Genomic DNA, 23,704 nt, shown 5'->3' with positions numbered 1-23,704 from the left:
AAAGAGGGATACTATGATTGATAGATATATCTTAATGGATAAAGACCTTGAAGTGGGTGAATTAACCTATAATGTCGCTGATAAAAAGTTTAGTTTTAATAGGTATGAAAATGTAACAAATAGAACTCATCTTCCATTGGGAATGTACAGCTATATAAATTGGAATCATAATTACAAACCTACCCATGATGATATAGTATTTTGGTTATCAGATAGAGTGGTTCCAAAGGAAAGACAAAATATAGATGAAATACTTAGAGTTATGGGATTAATAGATTATGATATGTGGGAGTTATGTAGAAGAACAAGAGCCATGTGTATGGAAGATTACTTTTGGCTTAGTAAGGGTGAGAAATTTGAAGAAGTTCATATAAGATATTTATCTGAGCATGGAAGAATAAAAGAAACTCCAATACCTTTTCCAGTAGAGGAATATCCCCCAGAATATATTGTAACTAAGGATGGAAAGATAACAAAAAATTTAGTGAGGTAAGAACCTCACTAATTTTTTTGTAGTAAATTAACCTTTTAAAAAGGAATTTTATGTATTTTGTAGAATAAGTTATTCAATTAAAGTATTGGAGTTGAATACTTATGGAAGAGGTAAATAAAACACTAGTAATTTCATTGTATAATCAAATAAACTTATATCTAGATATTGTAGAGATATTTGAATATTTACAGAAAGAGTTTTCAAGCTATTTTAAATATGATAATTCTATTACAGAGTGTATGACAAAGGAGTTCATTGGAGATTTTAATACCTTTGTTATAGTAGAAGAAAAGGAAAGAATTGAAGAGGTTTTTCATAAAGTACATACTAGTGAAGATCATAAGGTAAGCTGCAATGCTTTAAGTAAGGAAGTAAAAATAGATAAGAAATTCATCCATGATATTTTAGATAGTATAGAGAAAAATATAAATTCTAGGTTAAATCTATTTAAAAAGAAATGTGAGCTAGAGGTGTATACATTTCAGATGAAACATGGTGAGAAAGAAATATATAATGAACTAAATAGATATGTTTATGAGGATATGGAAGGGATATTATCATACATAGAAATAGGAGTTGTTCAGCTTAAAAACATCGTAATGAATGATTTAAATGAAAAAATAAAATCTTATCATAGGTTTATTTGGAATGCATTCAAAGAATTAATAATTGATTTAAGGGGAAAAGATATATTAAATAAGGGTGATATTTCAGATAGAATAATTATTAAAGAAGATGAAATTTTAAATTCCTTAGATGTTTTAAAAGAAAAGATAGCAGAAATAATAAGGAAAGAATTTATAGAAGTACTACTTAACTTAATTAATGAAGCCTTTGGAGATGAATTTACTAAAAGAATAAAAGTTTATAAAAAAGAATTAAATAAATATTTAGCCAAAGAAATTTGTGAATCAAATTTAACTAAAATAGAATCAATAGGATATACAACTACTTACGATAATTCTATGAAAAATAGAGAATATACCATAGGATATAAGGTGTTTTCCTTAGAGCATGACTTTTTAAATATGATGATGAATATAAGTAAATTTAGCTTTGATGAAATAACAGATGAAATAGAACTCAGTATAAACAGTATATTTTATAATGAATTTACTAGACTAATTTATTATATAAATAGTGAAGAAGAGTTTTATGTCATGTGTAGAAGTTTTCAAGATAAGTTTAATTATATAACTTGTGAAATAATTAAGTCTTCATTAAGGTCCATAAAGGATAATTATTATAACTCTATTATAGATATACTCATGGATAATATGAAATCTATCAGTGGTATTAATGTTTTTAAATCTATAGATAGCTATAGAGGAAATATAAAAGTATATAATCATGGCTTAATTATGGATTTATATAATAAATGGAATAAGATGTATGGTAATTATAATGAGCTAAAGAAGTACTGTATAGATATATCTAATATACTAATTTTAGATGAAAAAGATATTTTAAAGGAGTATTTTCAGTTGGATTTTAAAGAAGATAGTATATTCAAAGGTGAATATTACTGTGACTTTAAGGCATTGGAAGGAAAAAAGGAAGAACTTTATAATAATATAGCTTTAATAAAAGAAAAACTATTAAAGACTCTTCAAGGAGATTTTACAACTTATTTTGATCATTTATTTCAAAGTATAGGAAAAAATTTAGAGTATGCAAAATCAGAAGAGAAGAATTATTATACGGCAATTAATATTATATAACTTATAAGTTTGTTTTATATACTTTTAGGTACTAACAGTTTTTTTCATTGAACCAAGTGGTACAATTAACAGAATATAAGTAATATTTTAAATTGAATGGAGTTGGTATTATGTCAGTGGATTTGTTTAAAAGAGCTAATGCTAAGGATTCAGAGTTTAAGGGAAGAAGTGCTGATACAGAAAAATATTATTATAATCACTCTTTTAAAGCAAATATGATAGCTACTGGAATTATTGTTGCTGTAATTTTAGGGTTTATTTACTTACTTATTAGATAATAATACAAAAAGCCTAGAAAGGGTAGTTCCTTTCTGGGCTTTCTTTTTAGTCTTCAATATAATTTAAAAGGTTATTAAAACCTATTCTATAAACAGTAGTTGCAAAGGTCTCCCCTTGGATTTTATGAGCATTATAGAAGGATAAAAGTTTATCCATTACCTTGGGGATTTCCTCTATGCCATAAAATTTAGGTAGTATGTGTGGAGGACAGCTTATTTCTGCACTATTAATATATATAGTTAATCCTGTTCCTGCTGAAGATAGGGCTAAGAATGAACAGTTACCAATACAATTTCCACATCTTAAACACTTGTCCTCATGTAGTACTAATTCTTTGTTAATTTTTTCAAGGGCGCCACTAGGACAATATTTAGTACATCTTGTACAAGCTATACATTCACGTTGATTTAAATCTACTTTTGTACCATTAATTATTCCTATTGAATCTTTATATATTTCACTATACTTGTCTACTATATCTACTAGTTTAGTTAAATCACTTTTATTATAATTTTCTGCCGGTGTGGGTAGTGTGCTTCTCAGAAAAATAGACTCACAGTTATCATATAAAAAGCCTTGAACCTTTCTTCTTAATTCTATTGAAGTTTCATCTAATTTTTCATCAAAGGCCTTAGTAATATCTTTAGTATAATTAGTCATAAATATATTCTCCTTTTATAAAATATAATCCCTATAATAATTGTAATATGATTTAATAATAGAATAGCAAAGTATATTATTAGGTTCAAGATTTACTATAAATATAAGTTAAGAAGTATTGTTGTAAATACTTAACAGCTAAGGTATACTTTTATTATCATTAAATGTATTTTGTGATTAGAAGGGGAGTCTTATGATGATGGAGGATAAAGAGTTACTAAAAACACTTTGTATGTCTCATGGACCTAGTGGAAGAGAACACTGGCTTGGAGATTATGTGACAGAGGTATTTTCAGAATTTGGACAAGTTACTAGGGATAATTTAAATAATATAATTATTCATAAGAAGGGTAAGGGCAAAGGCAAAATCATGCTTATGGCTCACCTAGATGAAGTGTTTATGATTATAACAGAGATAAAAGAAAATGGATTTTTAGCATTTAAAGGCAATGGTATTGATCCTAAGACTTTAGTTTCTAAAGAGGTTATAATCCATGGAAAAGAAGCTATTCACGGTATTATAGGAATTAAGCCGCCTCACTTAATGAAGGATGAAGATCGAAAAAAAGCAGTAACCATAGATTCTTTATTGATTGATACAGGGTATTCTAAGGAGTCTTTAGAGAACATAGTTAAACCAGGAGATTATGTTACTGTTAAGGGAAACTATAAAGAACTTTTAAATAATAATGTAAGTGTTAAAACTGTTGACGATAGAGGTGGAGTTGTAGCTTTATATAGATGTGCTAAGGAACTTAAAAATATAGAACACGACATGGATGTTTATTTTGTATGCTCTGCTCAAGAGGAAGTAGGTCATAGAGGTGCTAAAACTGCTACTAATAGAATTAATCCAGATATAGGTATTGCTGTAGACGTTACCTTCGATTGTGGAATGTATGGCCTTGAACATGGCGATACTGAACTAGGTAAGGGTGGAGTAATCTGTATAGGACCTAATATTCATCCTAAGGTTAGAAAGCATCTTATGAAGGTTTGTAAAGAATATAATATTCCATTTCAATTAGAAGTGGAAGCAGGAAATACAGGAACAGATGCTTGGGATATTCAAGTAGCTGGTGAAGGGGTTGCTACACTTCTTATATCAATTCCTATAAAATACATGCATACTTCAGTGGAAACTGTAAATATGGATGATATAAAAAACACAGGATATATGATGGCAAAGTTAATAGAGAGTATAAAGGGTGAAGAATTGGAGGAATTAGTATGTTTTTAGATGAGATTCTTCAAAAGAACGGTATTTTAGATAAATTGACTTCTTTAAGTGGTCCTTCAGGATTTGAGGGAGAAGTAAGGGGCTTTATTAAAGAACAGGTTACCCCTTATGTAGATGAGATTTTTATAGATAGAATGGGAAATATTATTGTTCATAAAAAGGGTAAAGGAAAAAAAGTAATAGTTGATGCTCATATGGATGAGGTAGGTTTTATAATAACTGGCTACAATGAGGATGGAAGCTTAAGATTTAGTGCTTTAGGAGGAATAAATGCTAAGATAATACCTTCTAAGACTGTACTTATAGGGCCTAATAAAATACCAGGAGTTATTGGAGCAAAACCAATTCACCTTCAAGGATCAGAGGAGAGAGAAAAGGGTCTAAATTATAGTGATTGCTGTATTGATATAGGAGCTAGGTCTAGAAAACAAAGTGAGAAGCTTATAGATCTAGGGGAGTATGTAGTTTTTGATACAGAGTATGATGAATTTGGAGAAGGGCTTGTAAAGGGAAAGGCCTTTGATGATAGAGTAGGATGTTTTGTACTTATGGAGGCATTAAAGGAAAATTATGATGTAGACCTATATGGAGTGTTTGCAGTTCAAGAAGAAGTTGGAGAAAGAGGCGCTTTTATTTCGTCTTTAAATTTAAAAGGTGATTTAGGAATTGCTTTAGAGGGTACAATATGTGCAGATATGCCAAGTGTTCCTAAGCACTTAAGAGCTACTGAAGTTGGCAGAGGACCAGCTATATCAATAATGGATTTAACTAGTATATTCGATGTTGATGTGGCTGATGACATTATGGAAGTAGGGAATAATTTAAATATTCCATATCAAAGAAGAAAAGCTATAGCTGGAGGAAATGATGCAGCTACTTTCCATGGCACAGGATGTGGGGCAAAGATTGCTACTATTTCAGTTCCATGTAGATATATCCATTCTTCAGTTTCAGTAGCATCAAAGGAAGATATAAAGAACACAGTTAAATTATTAGTAGAATACTTAAAAACACTATAGATTTTGGAGGTATTTGTGATGAATAAATTATTTGAAGATTTAGTAGGAGCATTTGGAGTTAGTGGACATGAAGAAGAGGTTAGAAGTGTAATTGTTGAGCAATTAAATTCACTACAAGTTGAAAATAAGGTAGATAACATGGGAAATGTTATAGCTAAAATAGGTAAAAGTAATGGGGAGGAAGAAAAGAGAATTATGATTTCTTCTCATATGGATACCATGGGATTTATAGTTATGTATATTGAAGATAATGGTTTCTTGAGAATTGGAAAAGTAGGAGAATTTGATGAAGCTGCCTTTGTGAATAATATGATAGAATTTGAAAACGGAAATTCAGGAAGAGTTTGCGGAACTAAAGATAGTCCTAAAATAGATGACATGTATATAGATTTAGGAGTAGAAAGTAGAGAAGAGGCTTTAGAACTAGTAAGAGAAGGAGATGTATGTATTATTACATCTAATTTTATAGAAGAAGAAAAGAATATCATTGCACCTGCTTTAGATAATAGGGTAGGCTGTTACATGTCACTGAAATCTATAGAAAAGCTTATAGAAAATAAAGAATCATTAGAGAAGTTAGATAAGGAAATATATTTTGTATTTTCAACTCAAAACACTTTAGGAGGAAGAGGAGCAAGAGCAGCTGCTTATGAAATAAATCCTATGTATGCTTTAGTTGTAGATGGAGAAAATGCTGGAGATACATTAGGGGGAAGTGGAAAGTTTTCTTTAGGAAAGGGTACAGGAATAAAGTTCATGGATAGAACTTTGTTAATGCATCATGAAGTGAAAGAACAATTGGAAAAAGTTTATGAGAAAATGGATAAAAAGCCACATTATATCTTTGGCGAAACTCAAGGGGATGGTAAAACAATCCATAAAGAGGGAGTAGGAGTTAAGACTGGAACTTTAGTTTATCCTGTAAGATATAAGGATACAAATATGGAAATGGTTAATTATAAAGATATAGAAGACGGAATAGAAGTTATTTATAATTATATTACATTATAATATAAGGTTATTTAAATAGTTCTATAGACATAGCTTTTAGAGAATATACCCAAAAATAATAAATATTAGAGCCTTCACTTTAAGAATATCAGTGAAGGCTCAATTTAGTTTAAGATTAATTTGCTTTAAATTATAAGTTAGTAACTATTTTGCAGCGTAATAGCATCTTTTCGGAGATTCTATTTTATCCTCTGATTTAAGTGATTTTATAGCTTTATCTACCTCTTTTTTGTCAATACCAGCCTTTTCAGCAATTTCTCCAGCTTTTAATGGCTCAGATGAATTTTTCAGTACTTCTAAAACTTTATCTACCATGTTAACACCTCTTTTAATAATTATAGTTATTTAATAATATTTATTATATAATATTTTGATAAAAATATCAACAATATTATATTTTATCTGTTATCAGTTTGTAATTTATTATAAAGTATTTCTCGTCTGTCCTCCTTTACTTTAAAGGAATTTCTGACTCTACTGACTAAAGATCTATCTATGTCTGCTATGAGAATATCCTCCACACCTTCCTCTGTACTACCTATAATTTTACCTAAAGGGTCTATAATTAAAGAATTTCCACTATAGTTTATATTATTACCAATACCAATTCTATTAACTCCAGCAATATAGCATTGATTTTCAATAGCTCTACTTCTAAGCAAGGTTATCCAGTGTTCTTTTCTACTTTCAGGCCAATTAGCAGCTACAGTAATTAAGTCACATTTTTTTGAAGCTATTTGAAAGATTTCAGGGAATCTTAAGTCATAGCATATAAAAGGTGAAAGGGTTATTTCATCAATTTGCGCAAAGCATATTTCCTCACCACCAATGTAGTATTTACTTTCTTCACCGTAGGAGAAAGGATGTATTTTAGAGTAGTTACATAGAATATTTCCATTAGAAGATATTATTGTATAATTATTTTTACCTTTTATATCATTAGTAATACCTTGAATATAACCAATTCCTGCATTAATGCAATAACCTTTGCATAAACTAGAAATGTAGGAAACCGTAGAAAAATCAAATTCTTTTAATTTTTCTATGTTCATTGTAAATCCAGTAAATGATAGTTCGGGAAATAAAAGTAAGTCTATTTTTAGCTCTTTAGCTTTTTTAAAAAATTCTTTGCTTGCTGATAAGTTAAATTGCTTATTTTCCCATAAAATATTATTCTGTACCAGTCCAATTTTCACAATATCACCCCTTATATTACTAATTATAATATATTTTAAAGTTATTATTCATAATAATCCTAAGAAATTTATTATTTTATAAGAAAGTTAATACTAAATTATATGAATGGTGATTTGTTTAATTATGTTAAAGAAAGTGGTATAATTAAAGGAAACTTAGCTCCAATAATAGGTCAATATTATAATATATAGACAATAGAATAATGTAAAAGGTAGGGGTATTGCCTATGAAAATAACTGAAAACACAGTGAAAATGGCATTGAGATATAAGAACCATCATATATCTTCATTAGCTTCACAGTTAGCTTTTGATATGCTGTTTTCATTTTTCCCATTTTTGATTTTATTACTAACTCTAGTTGGATTTATAAACGTAGATCCCATAGAAGTAATTGGAAGTTTACAAAATATAATGCCCGAGGAATTATATAATTTAGTATCTACTTTAGCCCTTCAATTGTTACAAACTAGAAATGGAAATTTATTATCTTTTTCATTAATGTTCTCTCTTTATACAGCATCTAGAGCTTTTAGAGCCATAAGATACGGGTTAAACAGAGCATATAATGAAGAGGAAGATAAAAATAAGATAAAGTTAATAATACTCTCCGTTTTATTTATGGTAGTAATATCTTTTATGATAATATTTGTACTAGGTTTTTTAGTCTTTGGAGAGATGATAAGTTTAGAATTAGTTCAATGGTTAGACCTTGATATTAAGTTATTTTATTTTATACGATATTTAAGGTACCCAATTGGTTTTGCAGGTATGATAGTTATATTTACAGCCATATATAAGCTTATACCTTCAAGACGAATAAAATGTAGAGAGGCCTTGCCAGGGGCTATATTCACAAGTATTGCTTGGATAATTTTATCAATGGGGTTTGCGTTTTATGTAAACAACTATGGGAAATATACTGATATTTATGGAAGTATAGGAGTGGTTATTGTTTTGATGGTTTGGTTACAAATAACATCTACTACAATTTTATTAGGGGGAGAACTGAATGCACTATTAATGTATGATAAAGAAAATAACTTCAAAATATAATAAATTCATGTTTAATATTAACACTTATGAGAATGTTTAGTTTAATTATTTGTAATATTGTGTTAAGATAATGAAGAAGAATGACAATGATGTAGAATATTATATAAGGTCAATAGTAATGGAGGGTATAAGATGAAGGTTAGAAAGGCTATAATTCCAGCAGCAGGTTTAGGAACTAGATTCTTGCCAGCTACAAAAGCGGTGCCTAAAGAGATGATTCCTATTGTAGATAGACCTACTATAGAGTATATAGTAGAAGAGGCTGTGGCTTCAGGTATAGAAGAAATACTTATAATAACAGGTAGAAATAAAAAAGCTATAGAAGATCATTTTGATAGAGCTGTAGAACTAGAAATGAATCTTGAGAGGGACGGGAAGAAGGAACTTTTAGAGTTAGTCCATAAGTCAACTAACATGGCTAATATCCATTATATTAGGCAAAAGAATCCAAAGGGGTTAGGTCATGCCATAAGTTGTGCTAAAGCTTTTGTTGGAGACGAACCCTTTGCAGTTATGCTAGGAGATGACATAGTAGATAGTGAAGTTCCTTGTTTAAAGCAATTAATGGATGCTTATGATAAGCATGGTACTTCAATTTTAGGAGTTCAAGAAGTAGCCAAAGAAAATGTAAATAAATATGGAATTGTAAAAGGCGATAAAATTAATGATAGAGAGTATGTAGTTAAGGATTTAGTGGAAAAGCCAAAGGTTGAAGAAGCGCCATCTAATGTGGCTATTTTAGGTAGATATATTATAACTCCTGAAATATTTGACATACTAGAAGATACTAAACCAGGAAAAGGAAATGAAATACAATTAACTGATGGCTTAAAAATTCTAATGGAAAAGGAAAGTATGCATGCTTATATTTTTGAAGGTAGAAGATACGATGTAGGTGATAAATTAGGATTTTTAGAAGCTACAGTGGAATTTGCTTTAAAAAGACAAGATTTACAAGATAACTTTAAAAAATTTTTGGAAGAAAAATTTAATTTAAAGCATATATAATTTAATAATAAAGCATAAAAACTGGTATATAATCCCAATGATATATATCAGTTTTTATTTTATATATCAAATTTTATTATTTTTACTCAGAAGAGGTACGGAGACTTATTCTCATTAACCTGTCAAGAAAAAAATGTAGAATAATAGTAGAAAAATGTAGTAAAAAAAGTATTAATTTTAGTGTAAAATGATTAAGTGGTACATTGAGTAACGTTAAAATTGGAGGATAAATAATGGAGTTTAAGAATAAGGACGATTTGGAGTTTTACAACAACATTTCGGAACCTATTATAGTTATAGATAGTAATAATGAAATTAAATACTGCAATGAAGGAGCGTTAGAATTTTTAGGAGTTCAAAGTATTGATTCAATTGAAGAGTTGGATATAAACACAATGATAAAGTTCTCTACGTTGAAGAGTGGTGTCTTTGATGTAAAGGATTTTATAAAAAATGATAGAAGTGAGAGAATTCGCGCAAGTATAGATACAAGAATATATAAAGAAATAGAAATAGAATTAGTTTTTAGAAGTATAAAAGTTGGTAATAGTGAAGGCACCTTAATGTTGTTGAAAAATATAGTAAGTAATAATCTCCATTTTAAATCAGAAGTTATCAATAAAGACAATAGCAAATTAGAGGAGCATGAAGAATTTAAATATATTGTAGTAGATAAAGACGAGGATGAAGCCTTCATCTCAACAAAAGAAATAGACTTAAATATAAATTTTTATAAAGCTATTTTTGCTAATAGTACCACTGGAATTGTAATAGAAAAGGAAAATAGAATTAGTTATATAAATAAAGTTGCTATGGATATAATTGGAGACCCAAAAAGTGATACCTTTTTAGGTAAAAGTATTTTTGAAATAATTAAGTTAGATTCTATACAATATAATGATGAATTTTTGAAAAAACAGTATTCTAAATATAATTCTAGTTTGAACATAGTAGAAAGAAAGTTTATTAGAGAAGATGGGAGCATTGTTTATTGTGAAGTTACACCCATGTGTTTTGTGAATGATAATGATATATATTCTATATTTTTAATTAGGGATATAACAAGAAGAATAAAAGTAGAGGAAGCAGTAATAAGCAATAGGGATAATTATGTTGAGCTTCTTAAACTTTTACCCTTTGGTATGGTTATATATTCTGATGGTAAGCTTGAAATAGGTAATGAGGCTTTAGTTAATATTTTAGGACTTAACGGTATAGATGAATTAAAAAATTTATCCTATATAGATATAGTAGATGAAGAATATAAAGATGTAGTTAAAGAAATGTATTTTGATGCTCAATTTAGGGGAAAATCTACAGAATTTAAGGAAGTTAAAGTGAGAAGGGAATATGGAGCACTAATAGATGCTGAGATTGCAAGTTTCGGAATAAATTTTAGTTATGGAAGATCTGTAGTGTTTTTAATTCAAGAAGTTACAGAACGCAAAAAGGCTCAATTAAATAAAGTTAAATTGGAACAAGCTATAAAATATGATAAGTTAAAAACTGAATTTATATCTAATATGTCCCATGAGCTAAAAACACCATTGAATATAATATTAAGTACTGTACAAGTATTGCAATATAATTATAAAGATAAAAATGATGAACAATTGGATAGATATCTAGATTTAATGAAAGTAAATAGCTATAGGTTATTAAGACTAATAAATAACTTAATAGATGTTACTAGAATTGATGTAGGTAACTTAAAAATGAATTTTGGCAATTATGATATAGTAGCTATAGTAGAGGATATAACTATGGCTGCAGTAGAGTATGTGGAAAGTAAAGGTATGACTTTAATATTCGATACTGATGTTGAAGAAAAAATTATAGGAATTGATAGAGAAAATATAGAAAGAATAATATTAAACCTATTATCAAATGCAGTTAAATTTTCTAAGGATGACGGAACTATTATGGTGTCTATTCATGATTTAGGGGACAAGGTTCAAATTTCAGTGAAGGATAATGGAATTGGTATTCCAGAAGAACTTCAGGAAAAGATATTTGATAGATTTGTACAAGGTGAGGATCTATTTACCAGATCTCACGAGGGGAGTGGAATAGGATTATCCCTAGTAAAATCTATAGTTGAAAATCATGGTGGAAAGACATATGTAAAAAGTATTGTTAATGGAGGAAGTGAATTTATTGTAGAACTTCCAAACATTCTTTCTAAAAATCAATTTTGTTCAACAAATCTATATCATGCTGATAAATATAATTTGGAAAGAATAAAAATTGAGTTTTCAGATATATATAGATAAGAATATTTAAAATGCTATTGGAATAGTTGTTCCAATAGCATTTTATTTTTCATAGATTAAAATAATGGTTAAGATATTTTTAATAATATGTTTAAAAAATATATTCATGGGTAAAATTACAAAAAATGATATGTTTTTTTGGAGGTATATGATGAATAGAATAGTTTTAGTTGGTAGATTGACACGAGACCCTGAAATTAAAGTTTTTGAAGATAGTAGTAAGGTTTTTACTAGATTGGTTTTGGCTGTAGATAGACCTTATAAAACTGCATCGGGAGAAAAACATGTAGATTTCATTCCAGTAGTATTAAGAGGAAAGAAAGCAGAAATTGTTAATGAATATCTAATTAAAGGAAGTGTTATTAGTGTAACTGGTAGACTTCAAAGTAGGCATTATGAAGGTGAAGATGGACAGAAAAAGTACATATCAGAAGTTATAGCAGATGAATTTCAGTTCATGAATACTAAGAAGCCTAAAGAAGAAATTGGTTAAATCTACATGACTTAAATTGTTATTTTAGTAAATCGCATATATGTGTATAACAATCTAAACAATATTTTTAATCAATAAAGCTTATTTTATTGTAATATAACAATAGAGTAGGCTTTTTTTAATTAATTAATAATAAGTAAAAAAAATATTTATTTATTAAAAAGTCACAGGTTAGTATATTAAAAATATTTGGATAATAGGCATATTAAGAGTATAATAAATTCATAAGGCAAAACTTTAATCTTATTAAAAATGGTAAATTTTAGATGTGAAATATAGATTAAAGGTAAGCAAAATATAAGGGTAGAGGGGTTTATTATGGAGCTTGAAAAATTTAAAGTATTTAGAGAGAAAGCAATGGAAAACATATCTAAAGTTATAATTGGTAAAGAGCATATAATTGATAAAATAATAGTGTCATTTATAACTTCTGGTCATGTATTATTAGAAGATGTTCCAGGACTTGGGAAAACTAAACTGTGCAAAACATTGTCAAAAACTATGAATTGTAGCTTTAAAAGAATTCAATTTACACCAGACTTATTACCTTCGGACTTAACAGGAATATATTTTTATAATCAACAATCAAAAGAATTTGAATTTAGAGAAGGACCTCTTCTAAGTCAAATTGTTTTAGCTGACGAAATAAATAGAGCTACGCCAAGAACACAATCTGCTTTACTTGAGTGTATGGAAGAGAGACAGATAACAGTAGAAGGAAATACGATAAAGTTAAAGAGACCATTCTTTGTTATAGCAACTCAAAATCCAGTAGAACAATTTGGTACATTCCCGTTGCCAGAAGCTCAATTAGATAGATTTTTTATGAGACTATCTATGGGGTATCCAAGCTATGATGAAGAAATAAAAATGATGGATAGGTTTATAGGAAAAGATCCACTAGACTCCCTAGAGTCTGCTATAACTATAGAAGAAATAAACTATGTTCAAGAGAATTATAATAAAGTTTATGTTAGTGATGAAATAAGAAGATACATAGTAGATCTAGTGAATGCTACTAGAACTAACAGTGAAATAGAATTAGGATGTAGTCCTAGAGCTACATTAAATCTTATGAAAGGTTGTCAAGCATTAGCTGCTATTAGAGAAAGAGATTATGTGGTTCTTGAAGATGTTAAAGAGCTTGCAGTACCTATAATGAGTCATAGAATTATCTTGAAAAGCGAAATAAATAGTGGCAGTGAGAAGAGTGAAAGAGTTATACAAAAGATTCTCGCAACTATAGAAACTCCAATAGATAGGCAATAGAGGTGTATTATGATACTTCAAATATTTGTTTTTGCAGCAATTGTAATTATACTGGTAAATATAATGAATTTTATTACTGAAAAAGGGTATGAAAACTTAAAGGTGTATAGGGAAATAAAACCAGATAGGGTAACTGTGGGGGAAGAATTTACAATAACTATGAAAGTAGAAAACAATAAAAGAATGCCCGTTCTATTCTTGGTGGTGGAAGAAAGAATACCTGTTGAATTAAGATTTGTTGGCGAAGTCTCTACTTACAAATATGGAAATGATAATTGGCACATATGTAAGTATGTAATGGGTAAATTTCAAAGAAAAAGTAGAACTTATACTTTAGTAGGAAAAAAAAGAGGAGCTTACATAATAAAGTGCATGAATATTTTTATAGGGGATATTTTGGGACTAAATATTAAAAGTAGAGAGCAGAATGATTATATTGAAGTTTTAATTTATCCTAAGGTAAAATCCATAGGAAGCTTTAGATTTGATGTGACAAATTTTTTAGGAGATAATACAGTAAGGAGATGGATACATAAGGATCCTTTGTATATAAAAGGAGTAAGAGAGTATAACGTTGAAGATAGAATGAAGGATATTCATTGGAAAACTTCATTAAAGACAGATAAGCTTATGGTTAAGGAGTATGATTATACTTCAGAACAACAGATGGTTATAATCCTTAATACACAATGTGGAGATCCTTGTTGTAATTATATAGATGAAGAGATTATAGAAACATCTATAGATATTGCAGTTGCATTAGCTGCAAAAGCATCTAAAGAAAGTATCCCAACAGGTATTTGGAGTAATGCACACTTGATTTACTGTAATGAAAATTCTGTAAATGAGATTGAGCCGAAGGTAGGAAGTTTTAATAGGATATTGGAGTTTTGTACTAGAATATATCTTGCTGTAAAATATGAACTTAATGAATACTTAAAGAGTAGAATGCCTTATTTTGATAAAAGTTGTACCTATGTATTAATTACTACTTATTTAAATGAAAAAGATATTAGGATTTTAAATATTCTGGTGGCAAAGGGTTATAAAATAAAGATTATAGATGTTTCTAGAGAAAACAAAATTAAAAATATCAAAGGAATTGATAAAATTTCATATAAGGGGGAGATGAAGTAATGAGTTGGTCTGAACAAGTTAGGCTTTATTATGATATAACATTTAGTATGCTAACATCTATTGTTTGGATGATAGTAACAGCTCTTATATTTTCTAAGGATATGAAATTTTCTATTTTCATTTTAATGATGATATCTATATTAACTAGTAAATATTTACTAAGAAAAGGTAAAAAGGTAGAGATTTGTATTGGGGTTTCTTTAATCCCAATTATTGTTTACGAAATATTTAGTCAAGAAATAGTAATTGCCATTGTAGATATAATATTTATAGCATTAATCAGTGCTGTTTTACTTAGAGAAACTAATGAAAATATAAATTATGACAGATATAAAAATATTTTTATAAATGGAATTTCTTATATTTTTATAGCATCAATTATCTGTGGTATGTTCAAGCCTATTTATGCAGAAATCATATTTAGAGGTATAGTTATATATCTCATTTTGATGGTTATAACTATGAGAGAGACTATGGGATATTGTTATAATATAAAAAGTTCAAAAGTGAATAAAATTATAAATATATCTCTAATTTCATTGGCATTATTAACTACACAGGAGTTTTTTTATAATATATTTGTGAAGATAGTTTCAATTTTGCATAGAGGAATTGAATTTATAACTGAATTTATAATAGATGTAATAGTAAAAATTATTGGAATTCCAATGACTTGGGTTTTTAATGCTTTACAAAAATTATTTACTGAAAGACGAGGAGCTTTAGAAGATATATTTGGAAGAATAGATTCAGGTAGTAAAAATCCCCAAAATATAAAAGGATTAACGCCAGAAATGGTAACAGCAAGTCCCACATTTATATTTATAATGAAGGTTATAGTTACAATAATATTAATATTAATTGTAAGTAGTATCATAAGAAAAATAATAAAAGGTACTAATTTAAATAGAGATGATGGTTATACTGAAATAATTGAAGAGATTGAGCAAAAGGATCCTGGTTATAAAAAAGTTATAGATAAAATCAAAAAAATATTTAGAAAGAAGGGTACCCCTAGAGAAGAAGTTTTATATAAGTATAGTGAGTTTGTAGAAGTTGCAAATAAAAAAGAGATTTTTAAGACATACATGACTCCAAGACAACTTGGTAATATTGTTAAGATAAAAGTGGATAACTGTATGGAAGTTGATGAAGTTACTAATATGTATAATGAAGCAAAGTTTTCTACACATATTATAAACAAGTCTTATGAACAAAAAGTGGAAAAGTATGTGGATAACATCAGTAAAAATATAAAAAAGTGACAAGAAAAATTAATCTACAATAAAAGACAAGAAAACTCACATAATATTAACATTTTATCCACTGATATATTAACAATAACAATTAGTTTTGTATAACTGTAAAGAATAAGTAATTTTGTGAAATAAAGTGTAAATTTTGAGGGGGAATATATTATTGTTGCCTACAAGAATTTACACATTATTTTTTTATATAGTGATACAATTTCTTTAGGCAATAAAATGTTGTAATTTTATTGCTATAAATGGTTTTACATTATTTGGGGGTGCTTTTATGATAATTGAAACGTTAAAATCTAACATGGTATATGAAGAGAATACTATAGAATACACTTATAATTTAATTCAATCAGAATTAGAGGTCCATATGAATGGTGAAAGAAGGGCTATAAATGTATATGGTGTAGAAATAGAAAGTGAAGTGAAAAATAAAGGCAAACATGTAAAGCAATACAAAGAACATGTAGAATGTATAACTCCTAATAAATATAAGGGAAGTGAACTTTTGGAATTATTAAAAAATAATGTAGTCTCACCAATACATCTTATAGATATTATAGAAGAATATATAGAGGCATATTATGCTGATTTTGACGAACTTGTACAAGCAATAGCAAATTAATTATAACTATTATTATTTATATGAGTAGTTTATAAAGTTAAACTTAATTAATATGATAATTGAAAATATTATCATCATATACTTTCATATATATATAAGTTATAGTTGATATTAGCCTATTTATTTATTAAAATTAAAGATGTAAAAATATGTTTATAATTTAATTATAAGTATATGAAATATTTAGGTTTGGAGGTGAGATGGTGATAGTAGGAGTTGGAGTAGATATAGTTGAAATAAGACGTATAAAAGATGTAATGAAAAGAAATGAAAAGTTTTTAGAAAAAATATTTACAAGTAAAGAAATACAATATTTGAAAACTAGGAATTTAAGGCCGGAATATGTAGCAGGTAGGTTTGCTGCAAAAGAAGCGGTCTCAAAAGCACTAGGAACAGGATTTAGAGGATTCAACTTCAGAGATATAATAGTAGATAGTACTACTCTTGGTAAACCTACAGTCACATTAGAAGGGCAGGCAAAAAATATTGCTAACAAGAATGGGAATACAACTATTCATCTGAGTATTTCTCACGGATGCGATAGTGCTATTGCCTATGCTGTTTTGGAGGTCGTTTAATATGGTAAATCCTTTTGATAAATTAAAAAGTAATACATTAGGGTTTATAGGATTTAAACATAGGGCCATACAAATGGATAAGGAAATGATACAAAGTATATTAAAAGCTAGAGATGATGATACCTACAAAGGAGATTATGGACAAGCATTTATAATAGCTGGCTCTATGGGTTTTTCTGGTGCTGCATATCTTACTACTCAAAGTGCAGTAAGAAGTGGCGCTGGATTAGTGACCCTTTGCATTCCTAAAGAAATACAGGAGATAATGAGCACAAAGTTAAATGAGGCTATGACAATCAATTTTGAACAAAGTGAAAAAATAGGTAATATTATGGTTAAGTCTAATTGTATTGCTATTGGACCAGGAATGGGGAATACTAAGTTAACTTTTAATATAGTGAAAAGTATGATTGAAAATGCAGAATGCCCTATTGTAATAGATGCGGATGGACTAAATGTACTACAGGGAAAACTTGAATTGCTTCATAGTAAAAATAATAGCATTATATTAACACCTCATTATGGGGAGATGGCAAGATTAACTGGATTATCTGTTGATGAAATAAAGGAAAATAGGGTAGAAGTAGCAAGGAATTTTGCTTATGAGTATGATGTAATAGTTTTATTAAAGGACCATAGAACTGTAATAACTGATGGAACACAGGTTTTTGAGAATACTACAGGAAACAGTGCAATGGCATCAGGTGGAATGGGAGATACTTTGACAGGAATTATAACTTCATTTATTGCTCAGGGATATGATGCTCTAGAAGCTACATGCGTTGCTACATTTATACATGGATATTGTGGTGATAGACTAGCAGAAAATATGTTCTGTGTCAATGCTACCCATATTATAGAAGAATTACCTTTTGGAATAAAAGAAATTTTGGATAGTAATTGATACATAGAAATAACTGTGGATTATAATAAAATAAATATGGTTATAGAGAGTAGAAAACTATAATAAACATATAGTGTAATAAGTAATTGGAGGAATTTATGAAAAAAAGACTAACTTATACACTATTTATTATAGGTATATGCTTAACCATTGCAGTGGCTTTATTCATTAAAGGAAGAACGAGGACTTTAGATGAGTATAATGTAATTGATTCCTTAAGTGAGATTAAAGCCTATAAGAGTGATATAACTATAGAGGTCGTAAATGACAGAGAAACAAATAAGTATGAAGGGTTTCAAACCTATAAAAAAGATATAGGATATAAACTGGATTTAAAGGATAAGAGATCTTTTACTTTTAAAGGTGATGAGATACTTGTTAAAGATAAGGAGAATATCAAAGAGTACACCTTAGATAAAGGGTTTGATGAAGTATTTAAATATGGATTTATTGGTGAATATATAGGATTAATATATACAAATGAAGAATTAGAATTTGAAACTGAAATAATAAATAATAATGAGTGCTTTGTGATAACAACAGTGATTCCTGGAAGCAATAACAATATTTGCCAAGGTAGCTTATATTATGATATTAAAAATAATAGACCGAAGAAAATAATAATCTATGATAATAAAGGTAGAGAAAGAATTATATATACTTATGAAAACTTTAACTGGACTGATAAGGTTGAAGATGTGGAGTTAGATTTATAACAATGATACAAAACAGTAAGAGCGAATCTAGTACTTACTATGAGGTAGTTCTTGACAACTGGAAAGGTGAGCAAGGTGAGTAATATGGGAAAAAAGATAAGACCCTCTTGGGCAGAAGTGGATTTAGATGCTTTAAGGAATAATGTAAGGGAAGTGAAAAGGGTTTCGGAGGGAAAGGAAATAATTGCTACAATAAAAGCTGATGGATATGGACATGGAGCAATAGATATATATAAGTCTATGATGGATGAAGGTATAAATAGATTTGCAGTAGCCATTGTTACAGAAGCTGTAGAACTAAGAAAAGCTGGTGTGGAAATTCCTATTATTATATTGGGATATACACCAAAGGAATTTTATGATGAAGTTATTGATTTAAACCTAGAGCAAACTATATGTGATTATAAAGATGCTAAAATACTTTCAGACATAGCTGTAAAGAAGAATAGTATAGCTAAAATTCATATAGCTGTAGATACAGGTATGGGGAGGATTGGATTTTTAACAACGAGGGAGCAGGCTAGAGAAGTACATAGGATAACTAAGTTAAGAGGAGTAAGAATTGTAGGAATATTTACTCATTTTGCTACTGCTGATGAAAAAGATAAAACTTATGCTGATTTTCAAATTGAAAAATTTAATATATTTAATAAATATCTTGAAGAATTAGGTGTAATTATACCCTTTAAACATGTAAGCAATAGTGCTGCTATAATAGATTTTCCTGACTTACCATATGATGGAGTTAGAGCTGGTATTATGCTTTATGGATATTATCCTTCCAAGTATGTTAATAAAAATAATGTTAACTTAATACCTGTTATGTCGCTAAAATGTAAAATTGTTCATATGAAAAAAATACAGGAAGGCGATTATGTAAGCTATGGTAGATTGTATAAAGCACCTGCAGAACGGATAATTGGAACTCTTCCTATAGGATATGCAGATGGCATTTCGAGAGCATTAACAGGGGTGGCTAAAGTAATTGTGAATGGTAAAATAGTACCTGTTGTAGGTCGTATTTGTATGGATCAATGTATGATAGATGTAACAGATGTACCTGGTGTGAAGATTGGGGATGAAGTTATATTAATTGGAAAAGATAATATAGGGAATGTTATAACAGCAGATGATATAGCAGAATCTATAGGGACAGTCAATTATGAAGTAATTTGTGATATAAGTAAGAGAATTCCAAGAATATATACAAAAAACGGTAAAATTTTCAGTGTAAGAAACTATGTATAGTAAAAAGTATAAAAAAATGTTGTAAAAAGTAGAAATTGAGGATAATTTCTTTGACATAATAACAATTGATGATTTATAATTAAGTTGTACATAAAGTTGTTATTTAAATTGGAGGTAATGAAATCCATGGGTAGCTCAAAGAAATTTATTCTGAATTTTGGTAGTAGTTTTTGTGAAAAATTTAATGATGTAGATAAAAAACAATTTATAACAAATAGTAAATTAATTATGGATTATGGAATAGTATATAGTGAAGGCTATAATAGTAATAGCTATATAGAAAAAATGAAACAAGGATATTTAGCTATGAGAGAATTAAATTTAGAATTATCAGAATATGGCTTTGAGAGTTATATTAATGACTTAAGTGAATATGAAGCTAGCCTTTAGGAGTGTGAATGCCTAATGACAATTGTTATAAAGAGAGGCGATATATTTTATGCTGATTTAAGCCCAGTGGTTGGATCAGAACAGGGTGGAATAAGACCTGTAATAATTATACAAAATGATGTGGGAAATAGATATAGTCCAACTGTGATAGTTTCAGCTATAACCTCTCAGATAAATAAGGCAAAACTTCCAACTCATGTAGAGATTTCTTCTGAAGAATACGGATTAAATAAAGACTCGGTAGTTTTGCTAGAGCAAGTTAGAACTTTAGACAAAAGAAGATTAAAAGAAAAGATAGGTCATATGACCGATGAAGATATGATTAAAGTTGATGTTGCTCTTAAAATTAGTTTAGATTTAAAAATGTAAAAATAAGCTTAATATTAAGGGGCTGTTTCAAAATACACTAAATCTTAATTGGATGTGGAGTATGCACTAACAACAATATTTTAGTGAAACTTAACATTTTATAAAGATTAGTGAATTATTTTGAAATAGCTCCTTTTAAATTAAATCATTAGATGGACAAAAATATAAAGTGTTTATTACTTTTATAATCATAGAAGGATAGTTGTATTTAATTGAAGTGTAAGGTAAATAATATATTAATAATTATTGGAGCTTTCTTATAATGAAATGTATTGATAAAAGGAAAATTTCAACTAAATAGTTGAGAATAAATAAATTATTGATATAATGAGTTTAGAAGAAAATCAGGGAGGGATAAGCAATGGAAAAGTCATTAATAGCATTAGAGAATATAGCGAAAGTTTTAAGAAAAGATATTATAAAGATGGTAACAGAGTCAGCATCTGGTCACCCAGGCGGTTCTCTATCAGCTGTAGAAATCATTACTACATTATATTTTAATGAAATGAATATTGATGTAGAAGACTCTAAGAATCCTAATAGAGATAGATTTGTATTATCAAAAGGTCATGCTGCACCAGTTTTATATGCAGCTCTTGCGGAGAAGGGTTTCTTTAATAAAGAAGAACTTATGAAATTAAGAAAAACTGGAGCAATGCTACAAGGTCATCCAAATATGAATTACATACCAGGAGTAGATATGTCTACTGGTTCATTAGGTCAAGGAGTTTCCGCTGCGGTAGGTATGGCACTAGCAGGAAAGCTTGATAATAGCTCATATAGAGTATATACCCTACTTGGAGATGGAGAATTAGAGGAAGGTCAAGTTTGGGAAGCAGCTATGTGTGCAGCTCATTACAAACTAGATAATTTAACAGCTTTTGTAGATTATAATGGACTTCAAATAGATGGAGATATTGATAAGGTTATGAATCCTAATCCTATAGCAGATAAGTTTGTAGCATTTGGATGGAACGTGATTTATTTAGAAGATGGTCATGATTTAGTTAAGATAAAAGATGCTATAGAAGCCGGAAAAGGAGTAAAAGATAAGCCTACAATGATAGTTTGTAAAACAATTAAAGGAAAAGGGGTATCTTTTATGGAGAATCAGGCAGGGTGGCATGGTTCAGCTCCTAGTAAAGAGCAGTGTGAAATAGCATTAAAAGAGATTGGGGGAGAAGAATAATGAAAAGTGTTGCAACTAGAGAAGCCTATGGAAAAGCATTAGCAAGAATAGGTAAAGAAAATGAAAATATAGTAGTTCTTGATGCAGACTTATCTAAGTCTACTAAAACTGCTGATTTTAAGGCTGTATGCCCAGAGAGATTTATTAATATGGGAATTGCTGAAGGTAATATGATGACTGTGGCAGCAGGAATGGCAGCTTGTGGAAAAATTCCTTTTGCATCTACTTTTGCTATATTTGCAACAGGAAGAGCTTTTGAACAAATAAGAAATTCTATATGTTACCCTAAACTAAATGTAAAGGTATGTGCTACTCATGCTGGTCTAACAGTAGGAGAAGATGGTGCTTCTCATCAATCTGTAGAAGATATTTCATTAATGAGAAGTATACCTAATATGGTGGTGATTAGTCCAAGTGATGGAATTGAGGCTGAAGCAGCAATAGAAGCTATAATAAAATATGAAGGCCCTTGCTATGTTAGACTTGGTAGAAGTTCAGTGCCTATAATAAATGATAATGAAGATTATAAGTTTGAAATTGGTAAAGGAATAACTTTAAGAGATGGAAAAGATGCTACTATAGTTGCAACTGGAATTATGGTAGAGGCAGCATTAGAAGCGTACAATATTCTGGCTGAAGAAGGCATAAGAGTTAGAGTTATTAATATACATACAATAAAGCCTATAGACGAAGAATTAATAACAAAAGCTGCAAGAGAAACAAATCTTATAGTTACTGCAGAAGAACATAGTATCATAGGTGGCCTTGGTTCAGCAGTGGCAGAAGTAGTAACTACACATTGTCCAGCTACAGTTTTAAGAGTTGGAATAAAGGATACTTTTGGTGAAAGTGGTAAGCCTGCAGAATTATTAAAAGCTTATGGATTAACAGCATTAGATATAGTTAAAGCAGTTAAGACTGGAATTAGTATGAAATAAAAAATAAAATTGAATAGGGAAGAAATCTAAGGATACTTAGGTTTCTTTTTTTTATAGCCTATGATATAATTTATAAATAATTTGAAAATTCGATTTACTAAGGAGAGCGTTATAGATGAAACAAGATGTTAAAGGATATATGAGTGATGTAGTCTTTTGTTTTAAATTGTCTTTAAAATTAGTCATCATACCCCTAGTTTTAGGTATAGTTATTAGTTGTATATATCTATTAGTTAAAGGTCAATCTATGGAACTTTATCGAATACTTAGAGGAATAAGAAATACAGGAATTATATTTTCATGTGGAGGATTATTTGTATCAGCATTAGCATTTCTACAACCGACAAAGTTATTGAGACCTTTAAGCTATGAGAAAACTTGGAGACAATATCTTTATAAATTTGGTTTAGTAGGAACTATATTCTGCACCTTTGCATTATTAGCAACATATTTCTTAGTATATGATATGATAATTCATAACTTATATGTGTAGTTTACATACATAAAGAAGCATGAGTGGAAAAAAATATATATATTTCCACTCTTTTTTCATGAAGAAAAATAAGAATTTATTATTTTTTAACTTATGTAGGACTTGCATTTTAAATTTTTATGTTATAATATACACAGATAA

At 28.9% G+C, this 23,704-nt stretch carries 26 protein-coding genes; 23 read left to right on the top strand and 3 right to left on the bottom strand.

Annotated features, from left to right (window positions below; genetic code table 11):
• The first annotated feature begins 13 nt into the window (after window positions 1-13).
• From B2694_RS03455 to B2694_RS03445, 3 genes are all read left to right on the top strand, one after another.
• A complete protein-coding gene (locus tag B2694_RS03455; RefSeq protein WP_346868108.1) occupies window positions 14-493 on the top strand; it encodes a hypothetical protein in 480 nt (159 codons plus the stop codon).
• 101 nt (window positions 494-594) lie between these two features.
• A complete protein-coding gene (locus B2694_RS03450) occupies window positions 595-2,214 on the top strand; it encodes a hypothetical protein (RefSeq protein ID WP_346884578.1) in 1,620 nt (539 codons plus the stop codon).
• A 110-nt stretch (window positions 2,215-2,324) separates the two neighbouring features.
• Window positions 2,325-2,492 carry a hypothetical protein gene (locus B2694_RS03445; protein ID WP_156964387.1) on the top strand — a complete coding sequence of 56 codons (168 nt, stop codon included), beginning with the start codon at window positions 2,325-2,327 and terminating at the stop codon, window positions 2,490-2,492.
• 46 nt (window positions 2,493-2,538) lie between these two features.
• Here the strand turns inward: B2694_RS03445 and B2694_RS03440 are convergent, their stop codons facing one another.
• Window positions 2,539-3,153 (bottom strand): 4Fe-4S dicluster domain-containing protein, encoded by a 615-nt coding sequence (locus B2694_RS03440; RefSeq protein ID WP_346884577.1) that lies wholly within the window; start codon window positions 3,151-3,153, stop codon window positions 2,539-2,541.
• 199 nt (window positions 3,154-3,352) lie between these two features.
• Here B2694_RS03440 and B2694_RS03435 point away from each other — a divergent pair, with 199 nt between their 5' ends.
• Genes B2694_RS03435 through B2694_RS03425 form a run of 3 tightly spaced genes read left to right on the top strand, consistent with a single transcriptional unit; the run spans window position 3,353 to window position 6,423 of the window.
• The gene (locus tag B2694_RS03435) at window positions 3,353-4,393 is read left to right on the top strand and encodes a M20/M25/M40 family metallo-hydrolase (protein WP_346884592.1); all 1,041 of its coding nucleotides are present in this window, start codon (window positions 3,353-3,355) and stop codon (window positions 4,391-4,393) included.
• Window positions 4,384-5,412, top strand: coding sequence for a M42 family peptidase (locus tag B2694_RS03430; protein WP_346884576.1), 1,029 nt, complete (start codon window positions 4,384-4,386; stop codon window positions 5,410-5,412). Before B2694_RS03435 ends, B2694_RS03430 begins: the two co-directional genes overlap by 10 nt.
• Window positions 5,413-5,430: 18 nt before the next feature.
• Complete coding sequence (locus B2694_RS03425; RefSeq protein ID WP_346884575.1) at window positions 5,431-6,423, top strand: hypothetical protein; 993 nt, start codon at window positions 5,431-5,433, stop codon at window positions 6,421-6,423.
• Window positions 6,424-6,567: 144 nt separating this feature from the next.
• Here the strand turns inward: B2694_RS03425 and B2694_RS03420 are convergent, their stop codons facing one another.
• Window positions 6,568-6,738, bottom strand: coding sequence for an HTH domain-containing protein (locus tag B2694_RS03420; protein WP_346884574.1), 171 nt, complete (start codon window positions 6,736-6,738; stop codon window positions 6,568-6,570).
• Between the two features lie 83 nt (window positions 6,739-6,821).
• Window positions 6,822-7,619 (bottom strand): nitrilase-related carbon-nitrogen hydrolase, encoded by a 798-nt coding sequence (locus tag B2694_RS03415; protein WP_346884573.1) that lies wholly within the window; start codon window positions 7,617-7,619, stop codon window positions 6,822-6,824.
• Between the two features lie 227 nt (window positions 7,620-7,846).
• On the opposite strand from B2694_RS03415, the gene B2694_RS03410 reads away from it, so the two are divergent.
• The 17 genes from B2694_RS03410 to B2694_RS03330 all read left to right on the top strand — a co-directional run bounded on the left by B2694_RS03410 (window position 7,847) and on the right by B2694_RS03330 (window position 23,563).
• Window positions 7,847-8,674, top strand: coding sequence for a YihY/virulence factor BrkB family protein (locus tag B2694_RS03410; protein ID WP_346884572.1), 828 nt, complete (start codon window positions 7,847-7,849; stop codon window positions 8,672-8,674).
• 132 nt (window positions 8,675-8,806) lie between these two features.
• Window positions 8,807-9,682 carry a UTP--glucose-1-phosphate uridylyltransferase GalU gene (gene galU, locus B2694_RS03405; protein ID WP_346884571.1) on the top strand — a complete coding sequence of 292 codons (876 nt, stop codon included), beginning with the start codon at window positions 8,807-8,809 and terminating at the stop codon, window positions 9,680-9,682.
• A 233-nt stretch (window positions 9,683-9,915) separates the two neighbouring features.
• Window positions 9,916-11,955, top strand: a complete 2,040-nt coding sequence (locus B2694_RS03400) for a PAS domain-containing sensor histidine kinase (protein WP_346884570.1) — start codon at window positions 9,916-9,918, stop codon at window positions 11,953-11,955.
• 151 nt (window positions 11,956-12,106) lie between these two features.
• Window positions 12,107-12,448 carry a single-stranded DNA-binding protein gene (locus tag B2694_RS03395; protein ID WP_035132193.1) on the top strand — a complete coding sequence of 114 codons (342 nt, stop codon included), beginning with the start codon at window positions 12,107-12,109 and terminating at the stop codon, window positions 12,446-12,448.
• A gap of 318 nt (window positions 12,449-12,766) precedes the next feature.
• Window positions 12,767-13,717, top strand: a complete 951-nt coding sequence (locus tag B2694_RS03390) for a MoxR family ATPase (protein WP_346884569.1) — start codon at window positions 12,767-12,769, stop codon at window positions 13,715-13,717.
• A 9-nt stretch (window positions 13,718-13,726) separates the two neighbouring features.
• Entirely contained in the window at window positions 13,727-14,854 is a 1,128-nt protein-coding gene (locus B2694_RS03385) for a DUF58 domain-containing protein (protein ID WP_346884568.1), read from the top strand.
• Window positions 14,854-16,119 (top strand): hypothetical protein, encoded by a 1,266-nt coding sequence (locus B2694_RS03380; protein ID WP_346884567.1) that lies wholly within the window; start codon window positions 14,854-14,856, stop codon window positions 16,117-16,119. The genes B2694_RS03385 and B2694_RS03380 overlap by 1 nt, the downstream gene beginning before the upstream one ends.
• Before the next feature lie 271 nt (window positions 16,120-16,390).
• Window positions 16,391-16,738: a DUF6514 family protein gene (locus tag B2694_RS03375; RefSeq protein ID WP_346884566.1), complete on the top strand. Its 348-nt coding sequence runs from the start codon at window positions 16,391-16,393 to the stop codon at window positions 16,736-16,738.
• Window positions 16,739-16,941: 203 nt separating this feature from the next.
• Window positions 16,942-17,316 carry a holo-ACP synthase gene (locus B2694_RS03370; RefSeq protein ID WP_346884591.1) on the top strand — a complete coding sequence of 125 codons (375 nt, stop codon included), beginning with the start codon at window positions 16,942-16,944 and terminating at the stop codon, window positions 17,314-17,316.
• A gap of 1 nt (window position 17,317) precedes the next feature.
• Window positions 17,318-18,220, top strand: a complete 903-nt coding sequence (locus B2694_RS03365; protein ID WP_346884565.1) for an NAD(P)H-hydrate dehydratase — start codon at window positions 17,318-17,320, stop codon at window positions 18,218-18,220.
• A gap of 98 nt (window positions 18,221-18,318) precedes the next feature.
• On the top strand, window positions 18,319-18,936 hold the full coding sequence (locus B2694_RS03360; protein ID WP_346884564.1) for a germination lipoprotein GerS-related protein: 618 nt from the start codon (window positions 18,319-18,321) through the stop codon (window positions 18,934-18,936).
• 84 nt (window positions 18,937-19,020) lie between these two features.
• Complete coding sequence (alr, locus tag B2694_RS03355; protein ID WP_346884563.1) at window positions 19,021-20,184, top strand: alanine racemase; 1,164 nt, start codon at window positions 19,021-19,023, stop codon at window positions 20,182-20,184.
• A gap of 126 nt (window positions 20,185-20,310) precedes the next feature.
• The gene (locus B2694_RS03350; RefSeq protein ID WP_051823997.1) at window positions 20,311-20,574 is read left to right on the top strand and encodes a hypothetical protein; all 264 of its coding nucleotides are present in this window, start codon (window positions 20,311-20,313) and stop codon (window positions 20,572-20,574) included.
• Window positions 20,575-20,589: 15 nt separating this feature from the next.
• Window positions 20,590-20,943 carry a type II toxin-antitoxin system PemK/MazF family toxin gene (locus tag B2694_RS03345; protein ID WP_035132183.1) on the top strand — a complete coding sequence of 118 codons (354 nt, stop codon included), beginning with the start codon at window positions 20,590-20,592 and terminating at the stop codon, window positions 20,941-20,943.
• Window positions 20,944-21,304: 361 nt separating this feature from the next.
• Window positions 21,305-22,132 (top strand): transketolase, encoded by an 828-nt coding sequence (locus B2694_RS03340; RefSeq protein WP_035132181.1) that lies wholly within the window; start codon window positions 21,305-21,307, stop codon window positions 22,130-22,132.
• Complete coding sequence (locus B2694_RS03335; RefSeq protein ID WP_414632709.1) at window positions 22,132-23,070, top strand: transketolase family protein; 939 nt, start codon at window positions 22,132-22,134, stop codon at window positions 23,068-23,070. Before B2694_RS03340 ends, B2694_RS03335 begins: the two co-directional genes overlap by 1 nt.
• 115 nt (window positions 23,071-23,185) lie before the next feature.
• The gene (locus tag B2694_RS03330) at window positions 23,186-23,563 is read left to right on the top strand and encodes a hypothetical protein (protein ID WP_346884562.1); all 378 of its coding nucleotides are present in this window, start codon (window positions 23,186-23,188) and stop codon (window positions 23,561-23,563) included.
• Window positions 23,564-23,704 lie beyond the last annotated feature (141 nt).

It is taken from the genome of Clostridium sp. UBA4395, from assembly GCF_002390995.1.
Lineage (GTDB): Bacteria > Bacillota > Clostridia > Clostridiales > Clostridiaceae > Clostridium_J > Clostridium_J sulfidigenes.
Note: the sequence above shows the minus strand (reverse complement) of the source record. Positions and strands in the feature narration are given on the sequence as shown.